Source organism: Pseudomonas sp. TCU-HL1, from assembly GCF_001708505.1.
Classification (GTDB): Bacteria; Pseudomonadota; Gammaproteobacteria; order Pseudomonadales; family Pseudomonadaceae; genus Metapseudomonas.
This window is the reverse complement of the sequence record NZ_CP015992.1, coordinates 2,914,101-2,931,420: the sequence shown is the minus strand read 5'-3', so window position 1 is coordinate 2,931,420 and position 17,320 is coordinate 2,914,101. Positions and strand designations below refer to the sequence as shown.

Annotated in this window: 14 protein-coding genes; 6 read left to right on the top strand and 8 right to left on the bottom strand. The window is 65.2% G+C overall.

All coding sequences use genetic code 11. The features are described from left to right. Positions 1-38: 38 nt before the first annotated feature. Both THL1_RS13550 and THL1_RS13545 read right to left on the bottom strand, forming a co-directional pair. On the bottom strand, positions 39-725 hold the full coding sequence (locus tag THL1_RS13550) for an RES family NAD+ phosphorylase (protein WP_069083747.1): 687 nt from the start codon (positions 723-725) through the stop codon (positions 39-41). Beyond that, a complete protein-coding gene (locus THL1_RS13545) occupies positions 725-1,126 on the bottom strand; it encodes an MbcA/ParS/Xre antitoxin family protein (protein WP_069083746.1) in 402 nt (133 codons plus the stop codon). Before THL1_RS13545 ends, THL1_RS13550 begins: the two co-directional genes overlap by 1 nt. Before the next feature lie 191 nt (positions 1,127-1,317). Between THL1_RS13545 and THL1_RS13540 the strand changes: the two genes are divergently transcribed. The 3 genes from THL1_RS13540 (at position 1,318) to THL1_RS13530 (ending at position 4,876) form a co-directional block, all read left to right on the top strand. Then, a complete protein-coding gene (locus tag THL1_RS13540; RefSeq protein WP_237234803.1) occupies positions 1,318-1,932 on the top strand; it encodes a TetR/AcrR family transcriptional regulator in 615 nt (204 codons plus the stop codon). A gap of 220 nt (positions 1,933-2,152) precedes the next feature. Then, positions 2,153-2,674, top strand: a complete 522-nt coding sequence (locus THL1_RS13535; protein WP_069083744.1) for a gluconokinase — start codon at positions 2,153-2,155, stop codon at positions 2,672-2,674. Positions 2,675-2,950: 276 nt separating this feature from the next. After that, positions 2,951-4,876: a DEAD/DEAH box helicase gene (locus tag THL1_RS13530; protein WP_069083743.1), complete on the top strand. Its 1,926-nt coding sequence runs from the start codon at positions 2,951-2,953 to the stop codon at positions 4,874-4,876. Between the two features lie 79 nt (positions 4,877-4,955). Here THL1_RS13530 and THL1_RS13525 read toward each other — a convergent pair whose 3' ends face one another. After that, complete coding sequence (locus THL1_RS13525; RefSeq protein WP_069083742.1) at positions 4,956-6,278, bottom strand: sensor histidine kinase; 1,323 nt, start codon at positions 6,276-6,278, stop codon at positions 4,956-4,958. Next, a complete protein-coding gene (locus THL1_RS13520) occupies positions 6,275-6,964 on the bottom strand; it encodes a response regulator (protein WP_069083741.1) in 690 nt (229 codons plus the stop codon). Before THL1_RS13520 ends, THL1_RS13525 begins: the two co-directional genes overlap by 4 nt. 131 nt (positions 6,965-7,095) lie before the next feature. On the opposite strand from THL1_RS13520, the gene dsbD reads away from it, so the two are divergent. Genes dsbD through dsbG form a run of 3 tightly spaced genes read left to right on the top strand, consistent with a single transcriptional unit; the run spans position 7,096 to position 10,402 of the window. After that, complete coding sequence (dsbD, locus tag THL1_RS13515; RefSeq protein ID WP_069083740.1) at positions 7,096-8,817, top strand: protein-disulfide reductase DsbD; 1,722 nt, start codon at positions 7,096-7,098, stop codon at positions 8,815-8,817. After that, positions 8,817-9,632 (top strand): TlpA family protein disulfide reductase, encoded by an 816-nt coding sequence (locus THL1_RS13510; protein WP_069083739.1) that lies wholly within the window; start codon positions 8,817-8,819, stop codon positions 9,630-9,632. The genes dsbD and THL1_RS13510 overlap by 1 nt, the downstream gene beginning before the upstream one ends. Further along, positions 9,629-10,402, top strand: a complete 774-nt coding sequence (gene dsbG, locus THL1_RS13505) for a thiol:disulfide interchange protein DsbG (protein WP_069083738.1) — start codon at positions 9,629-9,631, stop codon at positions 10,400-10,402. The genes THL1_RS13510 and dsbG overlap by 4 nt, the downstream gene beginning before the upstream one ends. 406 nt (positions 10,403-10,808) lie before the next feature. Here dsbG and THL1_RS31340 read toward each other — a convergent pair whose 3' ends face one another. The 4 genes from THL1_RS31340 to THL1_RS13485 form a co-directional block, all read right to left on the bottom strand. Continuing rightward, entirely contained in the window at positions 10,809-11,570 is a 762-nt protein-coding gene (locus tag THL1_RS31340; RefSeq protein WP_069083737.1) for a hypothetical protein, read from the bottom strand. Positions 11,571-12,309: 739 nt separating this feature from the next. Then, positions 12,310-14,019: an amidase gene (locus THL1_RS13495; RefSeq protein WP_069083736.1), complete on the bottom strand. Its 1,710-nt coding sequence runs from the start codon at positions 14,017-14,019 to the stop codon at positions 12,310-12,312. 238 nt (positions 14,020-14,257) lie between these two features. Then, positions 14,258-15,292 (bottom strand): GlxA family transcriptional regulator, encoded by a 1,035-nt coding sequence (locus THL1_RS13490; RefSeq protein ID WP_069083735.1) that lies wholly within the window; start codon positions 15,290-15,292, stop codon positions 14,258-14,260. A gap of 301 nt (positions 15,293-15,593) precedes the next feature. Then, a complete protein-coding gene (locus THL1_RS13485) occupies positions 15,594-17,174 on the bottom strand; it encodes an aldehyde dehydrogenase (NADP(+)) (RefSeq protein WP_069083734.1) in 1,581 nt (526 codons plus the stop codon). Positions 17,175-17,320 lie beyond the last annotated feature (146 nt).

Sequence of the window (17,320 nt, the reverse complement as noted above, 5' to 3'; positions counted from 1 at the left end):
CCGGATCACAGACCGTGTGAAAACGTCGCGAGCGAAGGTCAGGCCACGGGGCTCATTTTCAACACGCAGGACATGCTCTGCGTGCGGCCGTCCCAGATGTAGCGGAAATGCGGCCCCTGCACCGGGAGGGTCACTGCAGGCGGGCGAAACGCTGCCACGCATTCATGGCCCGGTAGCCGCACGCTGCTGTACAGCAATCCCCATCGCCCCGCGTTGCGGTGCAGGCCGGCGAAGGCCTGGCTGGTGCCGTAGTTCGCCGGGTCCGGGTCGTGCAGTTCGGCGCGGTCACGCACGTCGAGCATCGGGCTGACCACCTTGTTCACGTAGGCACGCAGGGTGATCTCGATGCTCGCCTCCTGGGTCGCGCGCCAGAAACTCTCCTGGTGGTAGCGGGTTTCGGAGATGGCGGCATCGATGGAGCTGGCGCAGTAGTAGACACCAAAGGAGCCGTCGGTGAAGCGGCTGGCGCGCCCGATGTGCGTGAACACGGCCATCACCACCGTAGCGCCGGTTCCGCTCACGCGGTCCTCGGGGGTGACGCGGACGATCTCGCCGACCTGGTCACGCAGGCGGTCATTGGTCATCGCCTCGATGGCATAGGCCAGTTCCAGGTCAGCGGGGTCGAGGGTGTCTTCGAAGACGGAGATGGGCGGGAAGGCGCTGTTGACCAGGCGGTAGGCCTTGGTCCACTCGGGAATCCGTTCCACCAGCAGTTCCTGGGTCATCAGCCACGCACTCCATCGAGGTAGCGACGAACATCGGCCACGTCCACCACCTGGCCACCCAGCATGTAGTCCAGCGCGCTGCGACCGTTGAACGGGGCCGCGCTGTTGGGCTTGCGCACCCACTCGTAGGCGCGCGCTTCCTGGTTGCTGAAGAGGATGCGCAAGGACTTGTGAATCCCCATCAGGTAGGAAATGCGTTCCAGGGTGTCGTGGGGCAGACGCACGCTGGGCAGCTTCTTGTAGCTGAAATAGGTGGTGTTGCCGATGGAGCCGAGCAAGGTGCGTTGCTGCTCCTTGGTGCACCCCCACTTGTCCATCAGGTTGAAGAAGAACTTCAGGGCGACACGACCGGCTTCGCCGCTCTGGATATCGGGGCTGGCATGACTGGCGGGAATGTTCATGGCGTCTCCTGGTTCACGGCTCTGACTTCAACTCTACTCCTGATCCGAACTATTTCAATAGTTTCATTCATATCAGTAGCCGTTCACGCCCCATCCACCAGCCTCCAGGCCGATCAATGGAAAAAAACGCCAAAGTACCGGAGCGCTTTCGACCTAGGCCACGCTGGCTGCGCTGGCTAGAGTGCCAACGCATGCCATTCGCAAGGTCCAACGCCATGCTCGACGCCACCACCGCCCGCAGCTCCCGCTATCTGGAGAATCGCCACCTGGCGCTGGCCCTGTTCGCCGAGCAGGGATACGGCCAGGTGAGCATGCGCGACCTCGCGGCGCATCTCGGCATCAAGGCCGGCTCCATCTACCACCACGTGGAAAGCAAGGAAGCGCTGCTGTTCGAGTTCATCGAAGAGCTGTACGAACAGTTGCTGGATAACGCCGCGCTGGCCCGCCGCCACGTTGATCCGGCTACGCGGCTGTCCACGTTGATCGACGGGCACCTGGCCCTGCATGAAGCGATGGGCCTGCATTTCCGCCTGGCTGAACTGGAATGCCGCTGCCTCTCCGGCGAGCGCCTGGAACAGCTCCGCGACCTGCGCCAGGCCTACGAGCTCGCCCTGCTGGAGCCCCTGCAGCAACTGGCTGGCCAGCCCCTGGATAGCGCCGGGCGCGGCGCTGTGGCGAGCATCGTGTCCCTGCTCAACCAACTGCCGGCCTGGCTTGACGCCGGCGGCCTGCCGTCGAAACAGGGACAGGAGCTGATGAAGCGAATGATCCTGGGGACAGTACACGGGGCATTGCGCCTGCCGTGACCAAAGGAACTTGCGGGACGGAATTCATTCGCGATTGAAATCGCCCCCACAACGAAGCAGCCCCGTAGGATGTGGTAGAGCGCAGCGAAACCCATCAGGCAGTCCAATCGATGGGTTTCGTCCCTCAACCCATCCTACGGATTGCACTGAGTTAGCTTCCTGAACCCCTCTTTTCGCTCACATTGCCTACTGTTTAAGTACCAGCAGCAGAGATGACGCGATGTACGAGCCCATAAACGCAGTGGTGATCATGGGTGTTGCCGGTAGCGGGAAGTCTGCCGTGGCACGGGCGCTGGAGGTGCGCAGCGGGGCGCGGTTGATCGAGGGGGATGCCTTCCACCCCGACCGCAACATCCAGAAGATGAGCGCTGGCCAGCCCTTGACCGACAAGGACAGAGCCAACTGGCTGCATGCGCTCGAAAAACAGCTTAAGCAGACCTACCGCGCAGGCGAGCATCCCATCCTTACGTGTTCCGCCTTGAAGCGTTCCTACCGCGATGGCCTGCGCCATGCCTTTCCGGGGGTGGGATTCGCTTATCTGCAACTCTCTCCCACCGCCGCCGCCGAGCGCATGGAGCGACGGCGCGGGCACTTCATGCCGGCCAGCCTGCTGGACAGCCAGTTCGCCGACCTGGAAGAGCCGCTGGACGAGCCGTTGACCCTGATCCTCGACGCCACCCAGTCGGTTGGCGAACTGGCCAGCGCCATCCACCAGTGGTGGCAGCACCACGCGCCGGCGTGAAGAACGAAACCGTATCCGATGGTAGGGTGCGCCGCGCGCACCGGGCATTGGGGTTTGTGCGCACGGCGCACCCTACGGGCAACTGTGGGCGCCAAGCGGACCGCGGGTTCGCCAGCCGAACTTCGCGGGGCGGCTTCGCCATCCTTGGCGATTGAAATCGCCCCCACAAGGAAAGGCCAACCTCCGCCTCTATCTGAAGCCAATCCGCCACCATCCAGTCTTCGGGGAAAAGCGCTTAGAATCCCGCGCTTTGTCGTGGTTACAGGGATCGATCCAATGCTGTCTGCCATGAAACGCGCCCTGGCGCGTTACTTCCCGCGAACCACCGAGTACTTGCGCGCCGAAAGCGAAGCGGCCGCGCAGCTCCGCAAACCCACGCCACGGGCGAAGAAGTCTGCCAACACCGGCAAGGCCAAGGCCGCTGGCACGAAGAAAGCCGCCGCAGGCGATGGCCCCGCCAAACCGCGCAAGACGCCCGACGAGGGTATCTACAGCGGCGCCCGGATGAAGCAGACCGACGCGCAGGCGGATGCCATGCGTGAGCGCGTGGCCCAGGCCGTGGCGGCTGGCGTGGTCAGCCCGCCCTCCGACGAGCAATGGGCGATGATCCTCGGCCGCGCCCCGCTCACCCGCATCTTCGCTGGCGCCGGTTCCGGCAAGTCCACCACCCTGGTGCTACGGGTGGTGTTCATGCTCTGCCACATGGGCGTGGCGCCGGAGCGGCTCACCGTCATTTCCTTCACCAACGCCTCCTGCGCCCAGCTCCGCGAGCAATTGCTGAAGGTCCTGGCCTTCTGGCAGTTCCCCTTCGATGGCGCCCAGGCGCGCCAGTGCGTGCGCACCTTCCACTCGGCCATGGGCACCCTGGCCAAGGACCTGCTGGGTAATCCGCGCTGGTTCGAGCAACTGGACGATGCCGTCGCCGGCGAGCCGGACAACCCGCTGCTTGCCGGCCGCCTGCGCCCGGCCCAGCAACGCCTGCTGCAACAGGCCTATCAGGCGTGCTACGCAGCGGAGGTGGACTTCCGCGAGCGGGTGCATGGCCTGCTGGACCTCCCACCCCTGCCCGCCCCCGCCGAAGGCCAGCCCGCGCGTATACCCAAGGCGCCGCTGGACGGCTTCACGCTGACCGGCGAATTCACCCCGCTGCCGCTGTTCGAGGCGTTTTATGTGCAGGCAGGCTTCATGGAGAGCATCGGCATCCGCCCCGATAAGCTGAAAGGCCGCGAACTGGCCTGCTCGGCACGGGAGCGCACCTTCGTCGAAGCCCTGGTGCAGTTCTGGAAGCACTTCGACGCCCTGTTGCAGCAGCAAGGCCTGATGACCTTCAACGCCGCCTTCCAGCGCCTGGGCGAAGTGCTGGCCAGGGGCGAGGGTGTACCGGTCCAGGCCCTGGCGCCCTTCAGCCATCTGCTGATCGATGAATTCCAGGACATCTCGCCGCAGATCGTCCAATGGCTACAGGCCCTGCATCGGGCCCTGTCGCGCCAGGGCGAAGCGGTAAGCCTGATGGCCATCGGCGACGACTGGCAGTCCATCTACGGCTGGCGCGGCAGCTCGCCGGAGTTGTTCATGGACTTCGACAAACACTTTCCCAGCAAGGGCAAGACCCGGAAAAGCGCCGTCCTGATGCTGGAAACCAACTACCGCTCCATCGAGCCGATCCTGCGTGATGGCGAGGCGGTGCTGGAGGGCGTGGCGTTCAAGCAGGCCAAGGTGTGCAAGGCCTTCAAGGCCATGCAGCCCTGCGATCACGGGGTAAAGCTGGTGAGCCGCTTCGATCTCAAGTCACGCCTGCCGGAACTGGTCCAGGAAATCCAGGCGCAGTGCGCGCATGTAGCGAGCCGCGCGAACGCCGACCGCAATCCCGTGCTGCTGCTCTCCCGGCGCAACGAGCCGCTCCGGCAGATCCAGGCCCAACTCGATTCGGCGCTGCCCGTGCGGGCCTACAGCATCCATCGCGCCAAGGGCCTGCAAGGTGAGGTGGCGGTCATCGTCGACGACTGCGCACCGCCCGAGAAACACCCGCTGCGCAATGCGCTCTATGCCTACTCGGGGTTCTTCCGCAACAGCTACGACCAGGCCATGCAGGACGAAAGCCTGCGCCTGGCTTACGTGGCCATCACGCGGGGCGTTAGCCGGGTGATCTGGTACTCGAACAAGGTGCAGGGAGCGGTCGAAGTACTGGCGCGGCGGGGCTGAGCCGCGCGCGAGCAACGCGCAGGGGGCGACGGCCTGCTTCTCCAGCTTTGTGCAGACAGGTCAGCCGCACGAATCGCCCTCAACCCGCTGGCTGCAACCGCACCGCCAGCTTCACCTCCAGGCCATCCTCGGAATTGGCGAATTCCAGGTTGCAACCGCAGCGCTCGGCGATGGCCTGGACGATGGACAGCCCCAGGCCACTGCCGCCGCTGTCGGCGCTGCGCCAGAAGCGCTGGCCCATGCACGCCAGCTTTTCCGCCGGCAAGCCGGGGCCCCGGTCGCGCACGCTGAAGCACACCAGGTCGCCGTGCTGCTCAAGCGCCAGCTTCACGTGCGCATCGCTGTGGCGCAGGGCGTTCTCCAGCAGGTTGCGCAGGGCCGCCACCACCAGCGCAGTGGGTATATCCAGAGGCGCGGCAGGCAGGTCCGCCGGCAGCTCCAGCTCGATGCGCTCCCGCCCTCCCGGTCCGGCGTCCTCGATGGCCAGCCTGGCCCCTTCGAGGGCGGTGCATTGCAGGCCGTCATCGAAATCCAGGCTGCCCTCCACCCGCGCCAGCAGCAGCAACTGCTCCAGGGTCCGTTGCAGACGATCAGCCCCGGCCTCGGCATTCGCCAGCGCCTGGTCCACCGCGGCGCCCTGGGTCATGCGTGCCACCTGCAGGTGGGTCTTGATGGCGGTGAGAGGGCTGCGCAGTTCATGGGCCGCATCGCCGGTGAAACGCCGCTCGCGCTCCAGCGCCTGGGCGATGCGCTGGAACAGCTGGTTCTGCGTTTCCACCAGGGGCTGCAACTCGCCGGGCAAGGCGCCCACCTGCAAGGGCTGGAGGGAGTCCGCGCTGCGCCAGGTAAGCGCTTCGCGGATGCGCTGCAGCGGTGCCAGCCCGCGACCCAGGCCAAGCCAGAGCAGGCCAAGGCTGCCCAGCAGGGCTACCGCTACCGGCACCGCGGCCGCCAGCAGCACCGAGCGCCCCAGGGTGGCGCGCTCGTCCAGGCGATCGGCCGTGGTGACGCGCAGTTCGCCGTCCAACAGGGTGAAGCTGCGCCAGGGCACGCCTTCGATCATCTGGTCATGAAATCCCGCGCGCTCGGCGTCCAGTTGCTGGCCCGGCGCCGTGTGGCTGCGGGCCAGTACCTCGCCCCGCAAGGAGCTGACCTGGCAGGCCAGCCCATTGGGAATACCCAGCCGCTCGGCGCTGATGGGCTTGCGTGTGCCATCGCTGGCCACGGGTTGCGGCAACTGTTCGAGCAGGCCGGCCACCATCCGTGCGGAAGCCCCCAGCCGCTCGTCCAGGGAACGCATCATCTCGTTGCGCAAGTCGTAGAGCATCCAGGTGGCGGCCAGGGTCCAGAGCAGCACGAAGGCGGAGCCGAGCATCAGGGTCAGGCGCAGGCGCAGGCTCATGGCGTCGTCTCCTGTCCGGTATCGCTGCTGGCCGGTCCCAGGCGGTAACCCAGGCCACGTACAGTCTCGACGATGCCGCTGCCGAGCTTGCGGCGCAGGTGATGGATATGCACGTTCAGGGCATTGCTCTCCACGTCCTCGGCAAAGCCGTAGACCGCGTCCTTGAGTTGATCGGCACTGAGCACGCGCCCAGGATTGTTCAGCAGCGCCTGCAACAGCGCCAGCTCGCGCCGCGAGAGCTCCACGGGGCGGCCATCCAGCCGCGCTTCGCAACTGCTCGGGTCGTAGCGCAGCGGGCCGTGTTCGATGAGGTTCACGCTGCGCCCGGACACCCGACGCATCAGGGTATGCAGGCGCGCCGCCAGTTCGCGCAGGTCGAAGGGTTTGAGCAGGTAATCGTCGGCGCCGGCCTGCAGGCCGATTACCCGGTCGCTCACTGCATCCCGTGCAGTGAGGATCAGCACCGGCAGTTCGAGCCCCCGCTGGCGCAGCCGCCGCAGCAGGTCGATGCCGTCTTCGTCGGGCAGACCGAGATCGAGGATCAGCACATCGAAGCGTGCCGTGCGCAGCATTGCCTCGGCGCTGACCGCCGTGGCGGCGTGGTCGACGGTCAGGCCCTGGGCCAGGAGGCCGGCAACGATGCCGCTGGCGATCAGGGCGTCGTCTTCGGCGAGGAGCACATGCATGGGGTCACGTCCGCTGAAAGGGTGTCGATGGTCGACCTTACCGATTAAGGCGACATTAATGCAGCCTGTTAACGCCCCGTTAATGCCACCCGCACAATATTCCGTACACCTGAAACCGCAATGGAGCCTTCATGCGAGTCCTGATGCTTGCGCTGTTCCTGCTATTGCCCGGACTGGCCTCGTCGGCCGGCGGGCTGCTGGGCAATGGCGCGCAACCCGACTTCCTCCCGGTGGACCGGGCCTTCGCCCTCAGCGTCACAGCGCTGGAGAACGGTGCCACCCGGCTGCACTGGCAGATAGCACCCGGCTACTACCTGTACAAGCAGCGCCTGCAACTCCAGGGGCTGGCCGAGACAAGCCGCCCCAGCCTGCCGACGGGCGAACCCCATAGCGACGAGTTCTTTGGCGACACCGAGGTCTATCGCCACAGCCTGACTCTGGAGGTCCCACCAGGAGCTGGTGAGCGCATGCGTTTGGGCTGGCAGGGCTGCGCCGATGCCGGCCTCTGCTATCCGCCACAAAGCCGCGATGTTGTACTGAGAGCCAGCAGCGCCGCCGAACCAGGCGCCATGCAGGCCGAAGACCAGGCCCTGGCCAACGGCCTGCAACAGCGGTCGCTGGCCTTGAGCCTGCTGCTGTTCTTCGGCCTGGGGCTGTTGCTGGCTTTCACCCCCTGTTCTTTGCCGATGCTACCGATCCTCGCCGGCATAGTGGTGGGCGGCGGCGCCTCTCCGCATCGCGGTTTCGCGCTTGCTGGCACTTACGTGGTGGCCATGGCGCTGGTCTACGCCGGCCTGGGCGTGGTGGCCGCGCTGCTGGGTGCCAACCTGCAGGCGGCGCTGCAGCAACCCTGGCTGCTGGCGAGTTTCGCCGGGGTGTTCGTGCTGCTCGCCCTGCCCATGTTCGGGGTGTTCGAGCTGCAACTGCCGACAGCCCTGCGTGATCGACTGGAGCATGCCGGACGCAAGCAGAAAGGCGGCAGCCTACTGGGTGCCGGCCTACTCGGCTTGCTGTCCGGCCTGCTGGTTGGCCCCTGCATGACCGCGCCGCTGGCCGCCGCACTGCTGTTCATCGCCCAGAGCGGCAGCGCCGTGCAGGGCGGCCTGGTGCTGTTCGCCCTGGGCCTGGGCATCGGCACGCCGCTGCTGTTGCTGGTGACGCTTGGCAATCGCTTCCTGCCCAAGCCCGGTGCCTGGATGGAGCGGGTCAAGGGCGTGTTCGGGTTCCTCTTCCTCGCGGCGGCGCTGTTCGTCGCCAGACCGCTGCTGGCCGACGGCCTGTGGCTGACCCTCTGGGGTGTCTGGTTGGTCAGCCTGGCCACCGCCCTCTTCCACTCCTCCCGGCAAGCACCCGCTCGCGCCGCCGGTATGGTGCTGGGCCTGTGGGGCATGAGCATGCTGATTGGCGCCGCAGGCGGCGCGACGGATATCCGACGACCGCTGGCGGTTTACACCGCCGGCGCCATTGCTCCGGTCGCCGTAGCAAGCAGCAATACCCACTTCAGCGACCCCGCTACCCTGGACCGCGCACTGGCGACTGCCAGGGCCCAGGGGCAATGGGTACTGGTGGACTACTACGCGGACTGGTGCGTGTCCTGCAAGGTCATGGAGAAGGAGGTGTTCGGCAACGCCGAGGTGCAGGCGAGCCTGACCGGCGTGCGAGTCGTGCGTCCGGACGTGACCCGCAGTGACGCCAACAGCCGTGCCCTGCTCGACCGCTACCAGGTGCTCGGCCCGCCGACGCTGCTGTGGATCGGCCCCGACGGCCAGGAACGTCGTGACAGTCGCATCACTGGAGAAGTGGACGCCCAGGCATTCCTGAAGCGCTGGAACGCGGTACGGGAGCGCGGCTGATGCTGACCCTGAACATTGGCCCCTTCGCCCTCGCGTTGCCCCATGTGCTGATCCTTGGCTGCCTGTTGCTGGCCACCCTCAGCGGCTGGTGGATCGGCCGGCGTAATGGCCACAACCCGGAGCGCTGGCTGTTCCGCCTGCTGCTGGTGGCCTTGCTGGTGGCGCGTCTGGCCTTCGTGATCGCCTATTTCGAGCACTTCCGCGACGAGCCCTGGCGGGTGATCGACATCCGCGACGGCGGCTTCATCGCCTGGCCGGGTGTGCTCGCAGCCCTGCTGCTGGGTGGCTGGTTGCTCTGGCGCATGTCCGCCTTGCGCAAACCACTGGGCATCGCCATGGCTGTCGGCGTGCTCAGCTGGGGGCTCGGCACCCTCACCTGGCACGCACTCGATCGCGGCACACGCCTGCCCGAGCTGGCCCTGCTGGATATCGAGGGTCGCTCCGTGACGCTGCAGAGCCTTGCCGGCAAGCCACTGGTGATCAATCTCTGGGCCACCTGGTGCCCACCCTGCCGGCGCGAGATGCCGGTGCTGGCGGCTGCCCAGGCCAGCCATCCCGACACCCTGTTCCTCTTCGTCAACCAGGGCGAGGCGGCCGAAGCCGTCAGCCGTTTCCTGGATAGCGAAGGCCTGGCCCTGGACAACGTCCTGCTCGACAGCGGCAACGGGCTGGGCCAGAGGGTAGGCTCGACGGCACTGCCCACCACCCTGTTCTACGACGCCAGGGGCCGCCAGATCGGTAGCCACCTGGGCGAACTTTCGCGGGCGAGCCTGGCGCGCGCCCTGGAATCCCTTGATGAGGACAAACAGAAGTGACGCGACTCAAACATCTGACCTGTGTACTGGCCGGCATCGGCCTCTCCACCATCACTGCCGCCCACGCTACCGAATGGCCGGCGCCGATCAAGGTCGTGGAGGCCCGTGGTGCCAGAGTGGTCGGTACCTTCGAAGCGCCAGGCGGGCTCAAGGGCTACGCCGCCAGGTACAACGGCCAAGGCCTGGCACTCTATCTCACGCCCGATGGCGAGCATGTGCTGGTGGGCAGCCTGCTCGACGCCAAGGGCTCGGACCTGAGCCAGGAACCGCTGGAACAGCTCGTGTACCAGCCCATGGGCAAGGAAATGTGGGAGCGGATGGAAAAGAGCGCCTGGATCGCCGACGGCAGCCCCAAGGCCACGCGCATCGTCTATCTGTTCAGCGACCCGAACTGCCCCTACTGCAACCTGTTCTGGCAACAGGCGCGGCCCTGGGTCGAGTCCGGCAAGGTGCAGTTGCGCCACATCATGGTCGGCATGCTGCGCCCGGACAGCGCCGGCAAGGCCGCCGCCCTACTCGGCGCCAAGGATCCCCAGGCCGCCCTCAACGCGCACGAAGCGGCCGGCAAGGCCAGTACCTTGAAGCCGCAGGACAAGGTGCCGGGTGAGGTCCGCAAACATCTGGCGGAGAACCTCGACCTGATGGGTGAAATGGGCGCCCAGGCGACGCCTACCGTGTTCTACCTGGATGACAAGGGCCGCCTGCAGCAACAGCAGGGCGTGCCGCAGCCCGAAGCCCTGGCGAGGATCATGGGCTCGCAGCCCGAGTGACACCGGCGGGCGCTGGCGGGAACGCTCGCGCCGGGCGTTTTCAAACCTGCGCCCGAACCTTGGCCTGGATTCGCCCGTGAGGGCCTGTGCCTGGCAGGCCCTGAAGCGTACTGTCTGCGACCAGGCGAACGCGGTTATCCGGGGACAACCGTCCCTTTCCCATCTGCTTCCGGCAGTGCCGGCGAGCCGATCGACATGACCCAGGTGGAGGTAGGCGCCTATGTGGTCGGCACCTACGTGATGGAGCGCTGAAGGCCAGCGGCTTCAAGTCCTCGAGCACCACACGGTCACTTGAGGGCACCTGCCCGGACCAGCCTCATCGATCCGGCCAAACAAACTGAGTCGCAATAGACAGAGCCCCAGGCCGGCATCCCGCCAACCTGGTGGCTCCGCTGGACACGACTTTTCAAACTCCTGAGTGGCTACTGAGCCGCACGATGTTCCACTTCGACGACATCGATGTCAGGCGCATCGGGAGCATCAGGAGCATCCGCAGCGTCAGGAGCGTCAGGAGCGTCAGGAGCGTCGGGAGCGTCGGGAGCATCCGCAGCGTCGGGAGCGTCATTGGCATCGTCAGCAGCATCCCTTGCTGCATCCCTTGCTGCATCCGCGTCATTCTTGGCGGCATCCCGGGTGGCATCCGCCGCGGCTCGGGCCGCATCTCTGGCGGCATCTGCGGCTGCCCGGGCAGCGTCCCGATCTGCATCCGCGTTTGGATCGCCAGCCGCCCTGGCTGCATCCCTTGCTGCATCTGCGGCAGCCCTGGCAGCGTCTCTGGTGGCATCCGCCTCAGCTCTGGCCGCATCTCTGGCGGCATCTGCATCATTCCTGGCGGCGTCTCGAGCGGCGTCTGCCGCATCATTATCCGCATCATTATCCGCGTCGTTGTCATGGGCATTGCCTGGGCCTCTGTTCCCAGCCACACCACCATCATGGTCAGCGTCGCCGCGTCCAGGACCTCCATGACCGTCGCCACCGTGACCTGCTGCACCGTGGCCGCCTCCGTCACCGCCGTGACCGCCTCCGCCACCGCTGCCACCGCCACCGCCACCGCCACCGCCGCTGCCGCTGCCACCGCCACCGCCGCTGCCACCACCGCCGCTGCCGCCACCACCGTGACCACCTCCACCTCCACCACCGCCACTACCGCTACCACCACCGCCTCCACTACCGCCCTCTTTGGCATAGACGCTGGAGAAACTACTGACGTAATCGGGTATCAGGACAGTGGATGCCGACAGGACTCCACCAATTGCGAGAGCCAACAAACATTTCTTGAACAGCATGATGCACCTCCACTTGGAGTTGCGTAGTCATTTCCTTATCGAACGCAATGACCGGTAATTTCCGGCCGCCCATTGGAGCGACCAGCCAACCGGCGCGGCCATCTACCTGCAGCACTAACTCGTACTGTGATCCCCGCATGATCCCTCTTGGCCAGTTGACTTCATAGCGCGGGAAAATTTCCCACACACACAAACTAAACCTGTCAGCTCGAGTGTCAACGACCGAACATCAGGACTCGCCGCCTGCTAAGGCGCGTTTAATTCCAGCCGCACGCGTACATCAGCGATGTAATTGAAGTTTTAGGCATGACGAACAAGCCGGCTTAGAGCGGGATGGCTTAATGGGCGGAAAACTATACGAAATATTTACCTGGATGTTTCAGTCAAGTAACAAACAGCGCTATTTCCCTGCCAACTTAAAAACCTTTGGCGAACTTACGTTCAGTCATGCAGGTGACCGGCGGTAACTTTCGCGAATATAAGAACACCACGGCAAGAACAAAAAAAGGAGCAAGAGAAAAGTGTGAAGGGGCTCGATTGTTTTCAAACGCCAATCGCCCGAACTTTCGAAGCCTGGGCGGAATTGGGACTTTCATCGCCCCAATCCCGCCAGCCCTGTTTCTAGCCGCGCAACAAGGGTGGAGTACGCGGAGGAATCAATCGTTTCGACCCGGTCGACTCGAACGCGGAAGCGAAGCGGAGCAGTGCCGAATCGTCGTAGGCACGACCGGCAAAGGTCAGCCCCACGGGCATGCCGATGTCCGGCATCACGCCCATTGGCACGGTCACGGTGGGCACGCCCAGGTGGCGGATGGCCAGATTGCCGTTGGCGACCCAGACGCCGTTGCTCCAGGCGATATCCGCAGACTTCGGATCAACGTCGGCGTTCGCCGGCCCCACATCGGCTACGGTCGGGAAGAGCACTGCGTCGAGGCCCAGCCGATCCATCCAGTCTTCGAGATCGATGCGACGCGTCTCTTCGAGCCCCCGCAGTCCGTCAGGGACCGTGGCGATCTGGTCCCACGGCGTGATGCCGCGCTCGGCCATCCTCACGTACTCGTCCATGCCCGCGGCCAGGTCGCCTTCGCGGTTGGGCAGGGTCCCCGGATCGTGCGGGAAGATCTGCGGTCCGTTCACGTCGACCAGGCGATTCAGTTTCGGATCGCCGTTGGCCCGCAGAAAGTCATCGAACGCCCAGGCCGAAAGGTCCCACAACTCGTGATGCAGGAATTCCTTGGACACCAGGCCGCGCGTGAACACACTCGGCGCACCAGGGCGATCACCCTCGCAATTCGAAACCAGCGGGAAATCGACCTCGATCACTTCGGCGCCAGCGGCTTCGAGAACCTTGCGGGCTTCTTCCCAGAGGCCGATCACGGAGGGTCGGGTGTTGATTCGCTGCCCGGTCGGACCGCCGATACCCGGTGCTTCACTGGTGCCTGCTTCCGGGTCCTTGTTGATGAACATGCGGGGCACGCCCAGGCGCTTGCCGGCAAGCGCATCGGCTTGCGCGGCGAGTTCCAGATAGGAGGCGGGACGGACCGAGGCGACGCTCGGAATGGGTACCCAGGGCTGCATGCGCCACAGGTCGCCACGGGTGTCGGGATCGTCCGCCACCACCACGTCAAGCACTTCGAGCAGGTCCGCCATGGTTCTGGCATAGGGCACCACGACATCCATCGTCGGCGTCAGCGGCCAGTTCCCGCGCACCGAAATCACTCCGCGCGAGGGCGTGTAGGCGCACAGGCCATTGTTCGATGCCGGGCCTCGACCGCTCGACCAGGTTTCTTCCGCGAGGCCGAATGCAGAGAAGCTGGCTGCGGTTGCCGTACCGGCGCCGTTCGATGATCCCGAGGCGAAGGGCGCGGTGAGGTAGTCCGCGTTGTACGGGCTCTCGGCACGACCATAGACCCCGCGCTGCATCCCGCCGTTGGCCATGGGCGGCATGTTGGTCTTGCCCAGGCAGATCGCCCCGGCAGCGCGCAGCCGTTCGATGGTGAACGCATCACGGTAGGCGATCAGGTCCTTGAACGCGGGGCTACCGGAGGCTGCGGTGAGCCCTTTTACCAGATAACTGTCCTTGGCCGTGTAGGGGATGCCATCCAGCGGGCCGAGGGTTTCGCCGCGGGCGCGACGGGCGTCGGAAGCCTCCGCCTCCTTGAATGCATCCGGGTTCCGAACCACCACCGCGTTGAGGGCGGTGGGTGTGCCGGGCACATCGTAGGCATCGATCCTGGCGAAATAGGCCTGGACGAGTTCAACCGCCGTTGTCTGGCCAGACTCGAGCGCGGCACGCAGTTCGGCAATGGGAACTTCGGTTACCTCGATCATGCTGTCACCGTCGGCTGCGGGTGGGTGATGCGGTCGGCAGTTATCTCAAAATGGGTTTTCATAGTTGTTCTCGTTACACGGTGATACGCGACGGGATCTCGACTAGCCAAGATCCCCGGCGTTCCATTTAGCACCCAGCGGGTAGCAGGGGCATCAGTGTAGCGGTTCGGCAGCCCGCATCAGAACGCCTTCTGCACCCTTTCCAACACGTGGATGACTACCTTCGGATCATGCACCCTCAGACCTTGAAATGACTGCGCTTGCGGAACATGCCGGGGGCGATATCGAACATTTCACGGAAGCAGCGCTGAAAATGCGGGAGGGTAACGAATCCGCTCGCCACGGCTATTTCGATCAGGGATTTATTGGTGTGCTGCAGTAATTGGCGCGCACGGGTGAGCCGCAGTTCCAGGTAATAGCGCGGCGGCGTCGCCTTCACGTGGCGACGGAACAGGCGCTCCAGGTGGCGCCTGGAAATCCCCACATAACCGGCGATTTCGTCTATCCCGATCGGATCTTCAATATTGCTGTGCATCAGTTCCAGCGCGAGCTTGAGGGTTTGCGGCAAGGTCGGGTCGAAGTCGATCGACACGGCTGAAACATCGATGATGTCTTGCTTCTTGTCGCAGCTCAGTACCTCTTCTACAGCGTTCAGCAACTCTTGCCCGCCGCTATGGCGCACCACCTCCAGCATCATCCCCAACGAACTGTTCGCGCCGGCACAGCTGATCCGCTTGCGGTCGAGTACATGAGAGTGGTTGGTCACATTCACCTTGGGGAAGAGCTCGGACATCATCGCCCGGCCATCGGGATGAAACGCGCAGTCGTAACCATCCAGCAACCCGGCCTCGGCAAGGAAGTAGGCACCGTTCCAGAGGCCACCCAGCACCGCGCCGGCCGCGTCAGCCGAACGCATCTTGGCCCGCAGTAAAGGCTCGCCTTCGAGGCGAACGCGATAGCCGCCGCACACCACAATGATGTCCTGGCGCTTTTCCTCCAGGTCGACCAGGGGGCAATCGGTGGAAATGGATATTCCCAGGTCGCTCACGACCAGGTTGTCCGCCCCGACCACCTGAACCTCGAATACCGGCATCGAGCTCATGAGGTTGGCCGTTACCAGGGCATCCACCGCGCCGGTGAAGGCCATCATCGAGAAGTGCTCACGCAGGATGAAGGACACGCGGCGCACCGGAGTCGTCAATCCCGCGCGGCTGGCTTTGTCCAGATGCGCGAGGTTCTTGCTCTTCAGAACGCTTTCGAAGGAGGCTCTCATCTCCCAACTCCAACGCAAGGAGGATTCAATTCAAAGACCATCTCGCCACTGACGATACTGCCGGGGAACAGCACCCGGCGATGGCACTCAGGCTGACCTGTTCTCACGGCGGGAACAACCCCACCGTGCCGCAACAGACCGTCCCGGCGAGACCGGGGAAGGTCCTATCGCGGCTAATCCGGCTTTTTCAATAGCGTCAGCCTACTGCAGCGCCCTCCTCCATCGCCGATCAAGGCAAATGCAAAAACCTCCACCCAGCGCAGCCGCCTGCCCAGATGGAGGTTCTATTTGCAGCCTGCGGTTAAACCGCGTCCCGCGTATTTACTCCATCCACCAACCGCTGAATACCCAGCGGATTCGCATCCTTCAGTGCATCGGGCAGCAGCGCATCGGGGTAGTTCTGGTAGCACACAGGGCGCAGGAAGCGGTCGATGGCCAGCGTCCCGACCGAGGTGCCGCGAGCATCGGAGGTAGCCGGGTACGGGCCGCCGTGGACCATGGCGTCGCAGACTTCCACGCCGGTCGGGTAGCCGTTGAGCAGCAGGCGGCCAGCCTTCTGCTCCAGCAGGCTGGTCAGTTCGCCGAAAGTGGCGAGGTCCGCGGGTTCGCCTATGAGGGTGGCGGTGAGCTGGCCGCGAAGGCCCTGAAGGGCGCGGGCGAGCTCGGCCTTGCCGGCCACTTCGACGACCACGGTGGTGGGGCCAAAGACTTCTTCCTGCAGCAGTTCATCCCCCTCCAGCAGCAGGCTCACGTCGGCCTTGAACAGTTGGGCGCGGGCCTGATTGCCTTGCTGGCGTGCGCCGGCCAGGTGGTTGACGCCGGGGTGCTGGTGCAGATGCTCCAAGCCTTGGAAGTAACTCTTCAGACCACCGGCGTTGAGCATCGTCTGGGCCGGCTGGTCGCCCATGAGGGCGGCGAAACGCTCGAGGAAAGCGCTGAACTCCGGCGAGCGGATGCCGATCACCAGGCCCGGGTTGGTGCAGAACTGCCCTGCCCCCAGTACGACGGAGGCGGCCAGTTCGGCGGCGACTTGCTCACCACGGGCCTTGAGCGCCTCGGGCAGCAGCAGGACGGGGTTGATACTGCTCATTTCGGCGAACACCGGGATCGGCTGCGGACGAGCCGCCGCCATGTCGCAAAGGGCACGACCGCCGCGCAGGGAACCAGTGAAACCCACGGCCTGGATCGCCGGGTGCTTGACCAGCCACTCGCCTACTCCGCCGCCGTAGATCATGTTGAACACGCCCACCGGCATCGCGGTTTTCTCCGCCGCGCGAATGATGGCATCGGCCACCCACTCGGCAGTGGCCATATGGCCGCTGTGGGCCTTGAACACCACCGGACAGCCTGCGGCCAGGGCGGCGGCGGTGTCGCCACCGGCCGTGGAGAACGCCAGGGGGAAGTTGCTGGCGCCGAACACGGCAACCGGGCCGACACCGATGCGGTACTGGCGCAAGTCCGGGCGCGGCAGCGGCTTGCGCTCGGGCAGGGCGCGGTCGATGCGAGCGCCGTAGAAATCGCCACGGCGCAGCACGTTGGCGAACAGACGCATCTGGCCGCTGGTGCGGCCGCGCTCACCCTGGATGCGGGCTGCGGGCAGCGCGGTTTCGCGGTAGACAGTGGCGATGAAGTCGTCGCCCAGGCCGTCCAGTTCGTCGGCGATGGCGTCGAGGAATTCGGCGCGGCGGCTGGAGGACAGGTTGCGGTAGTCGGGATAGGCCGCCTCGGCGGCGCGGGCGGCGGCGTCCACTTCGGCCTCGGAGGCCTGGCGGAAGTTGTAGGGCAGCGCTTCGCCGCTGGTGGCATCGAAGCTTTGCACGCTAACGCTGCCGGCGGCGCTACGGCCGCCGGCGATGAAGTTGAAACCGGTGATGACGGTCATGCTCGTCTCCCTGACCTTGTGGGTTGAGGGTGGCCGCCGCGAACGGTGGCCGGAAGTAAAGATCTACGTTCGTAGAACGTGGACTTGTGTTTGCCTCCTGCTAAGGGAGCAGGGCCTACCTACGTGACAGGAGCTAGACGCCTGCA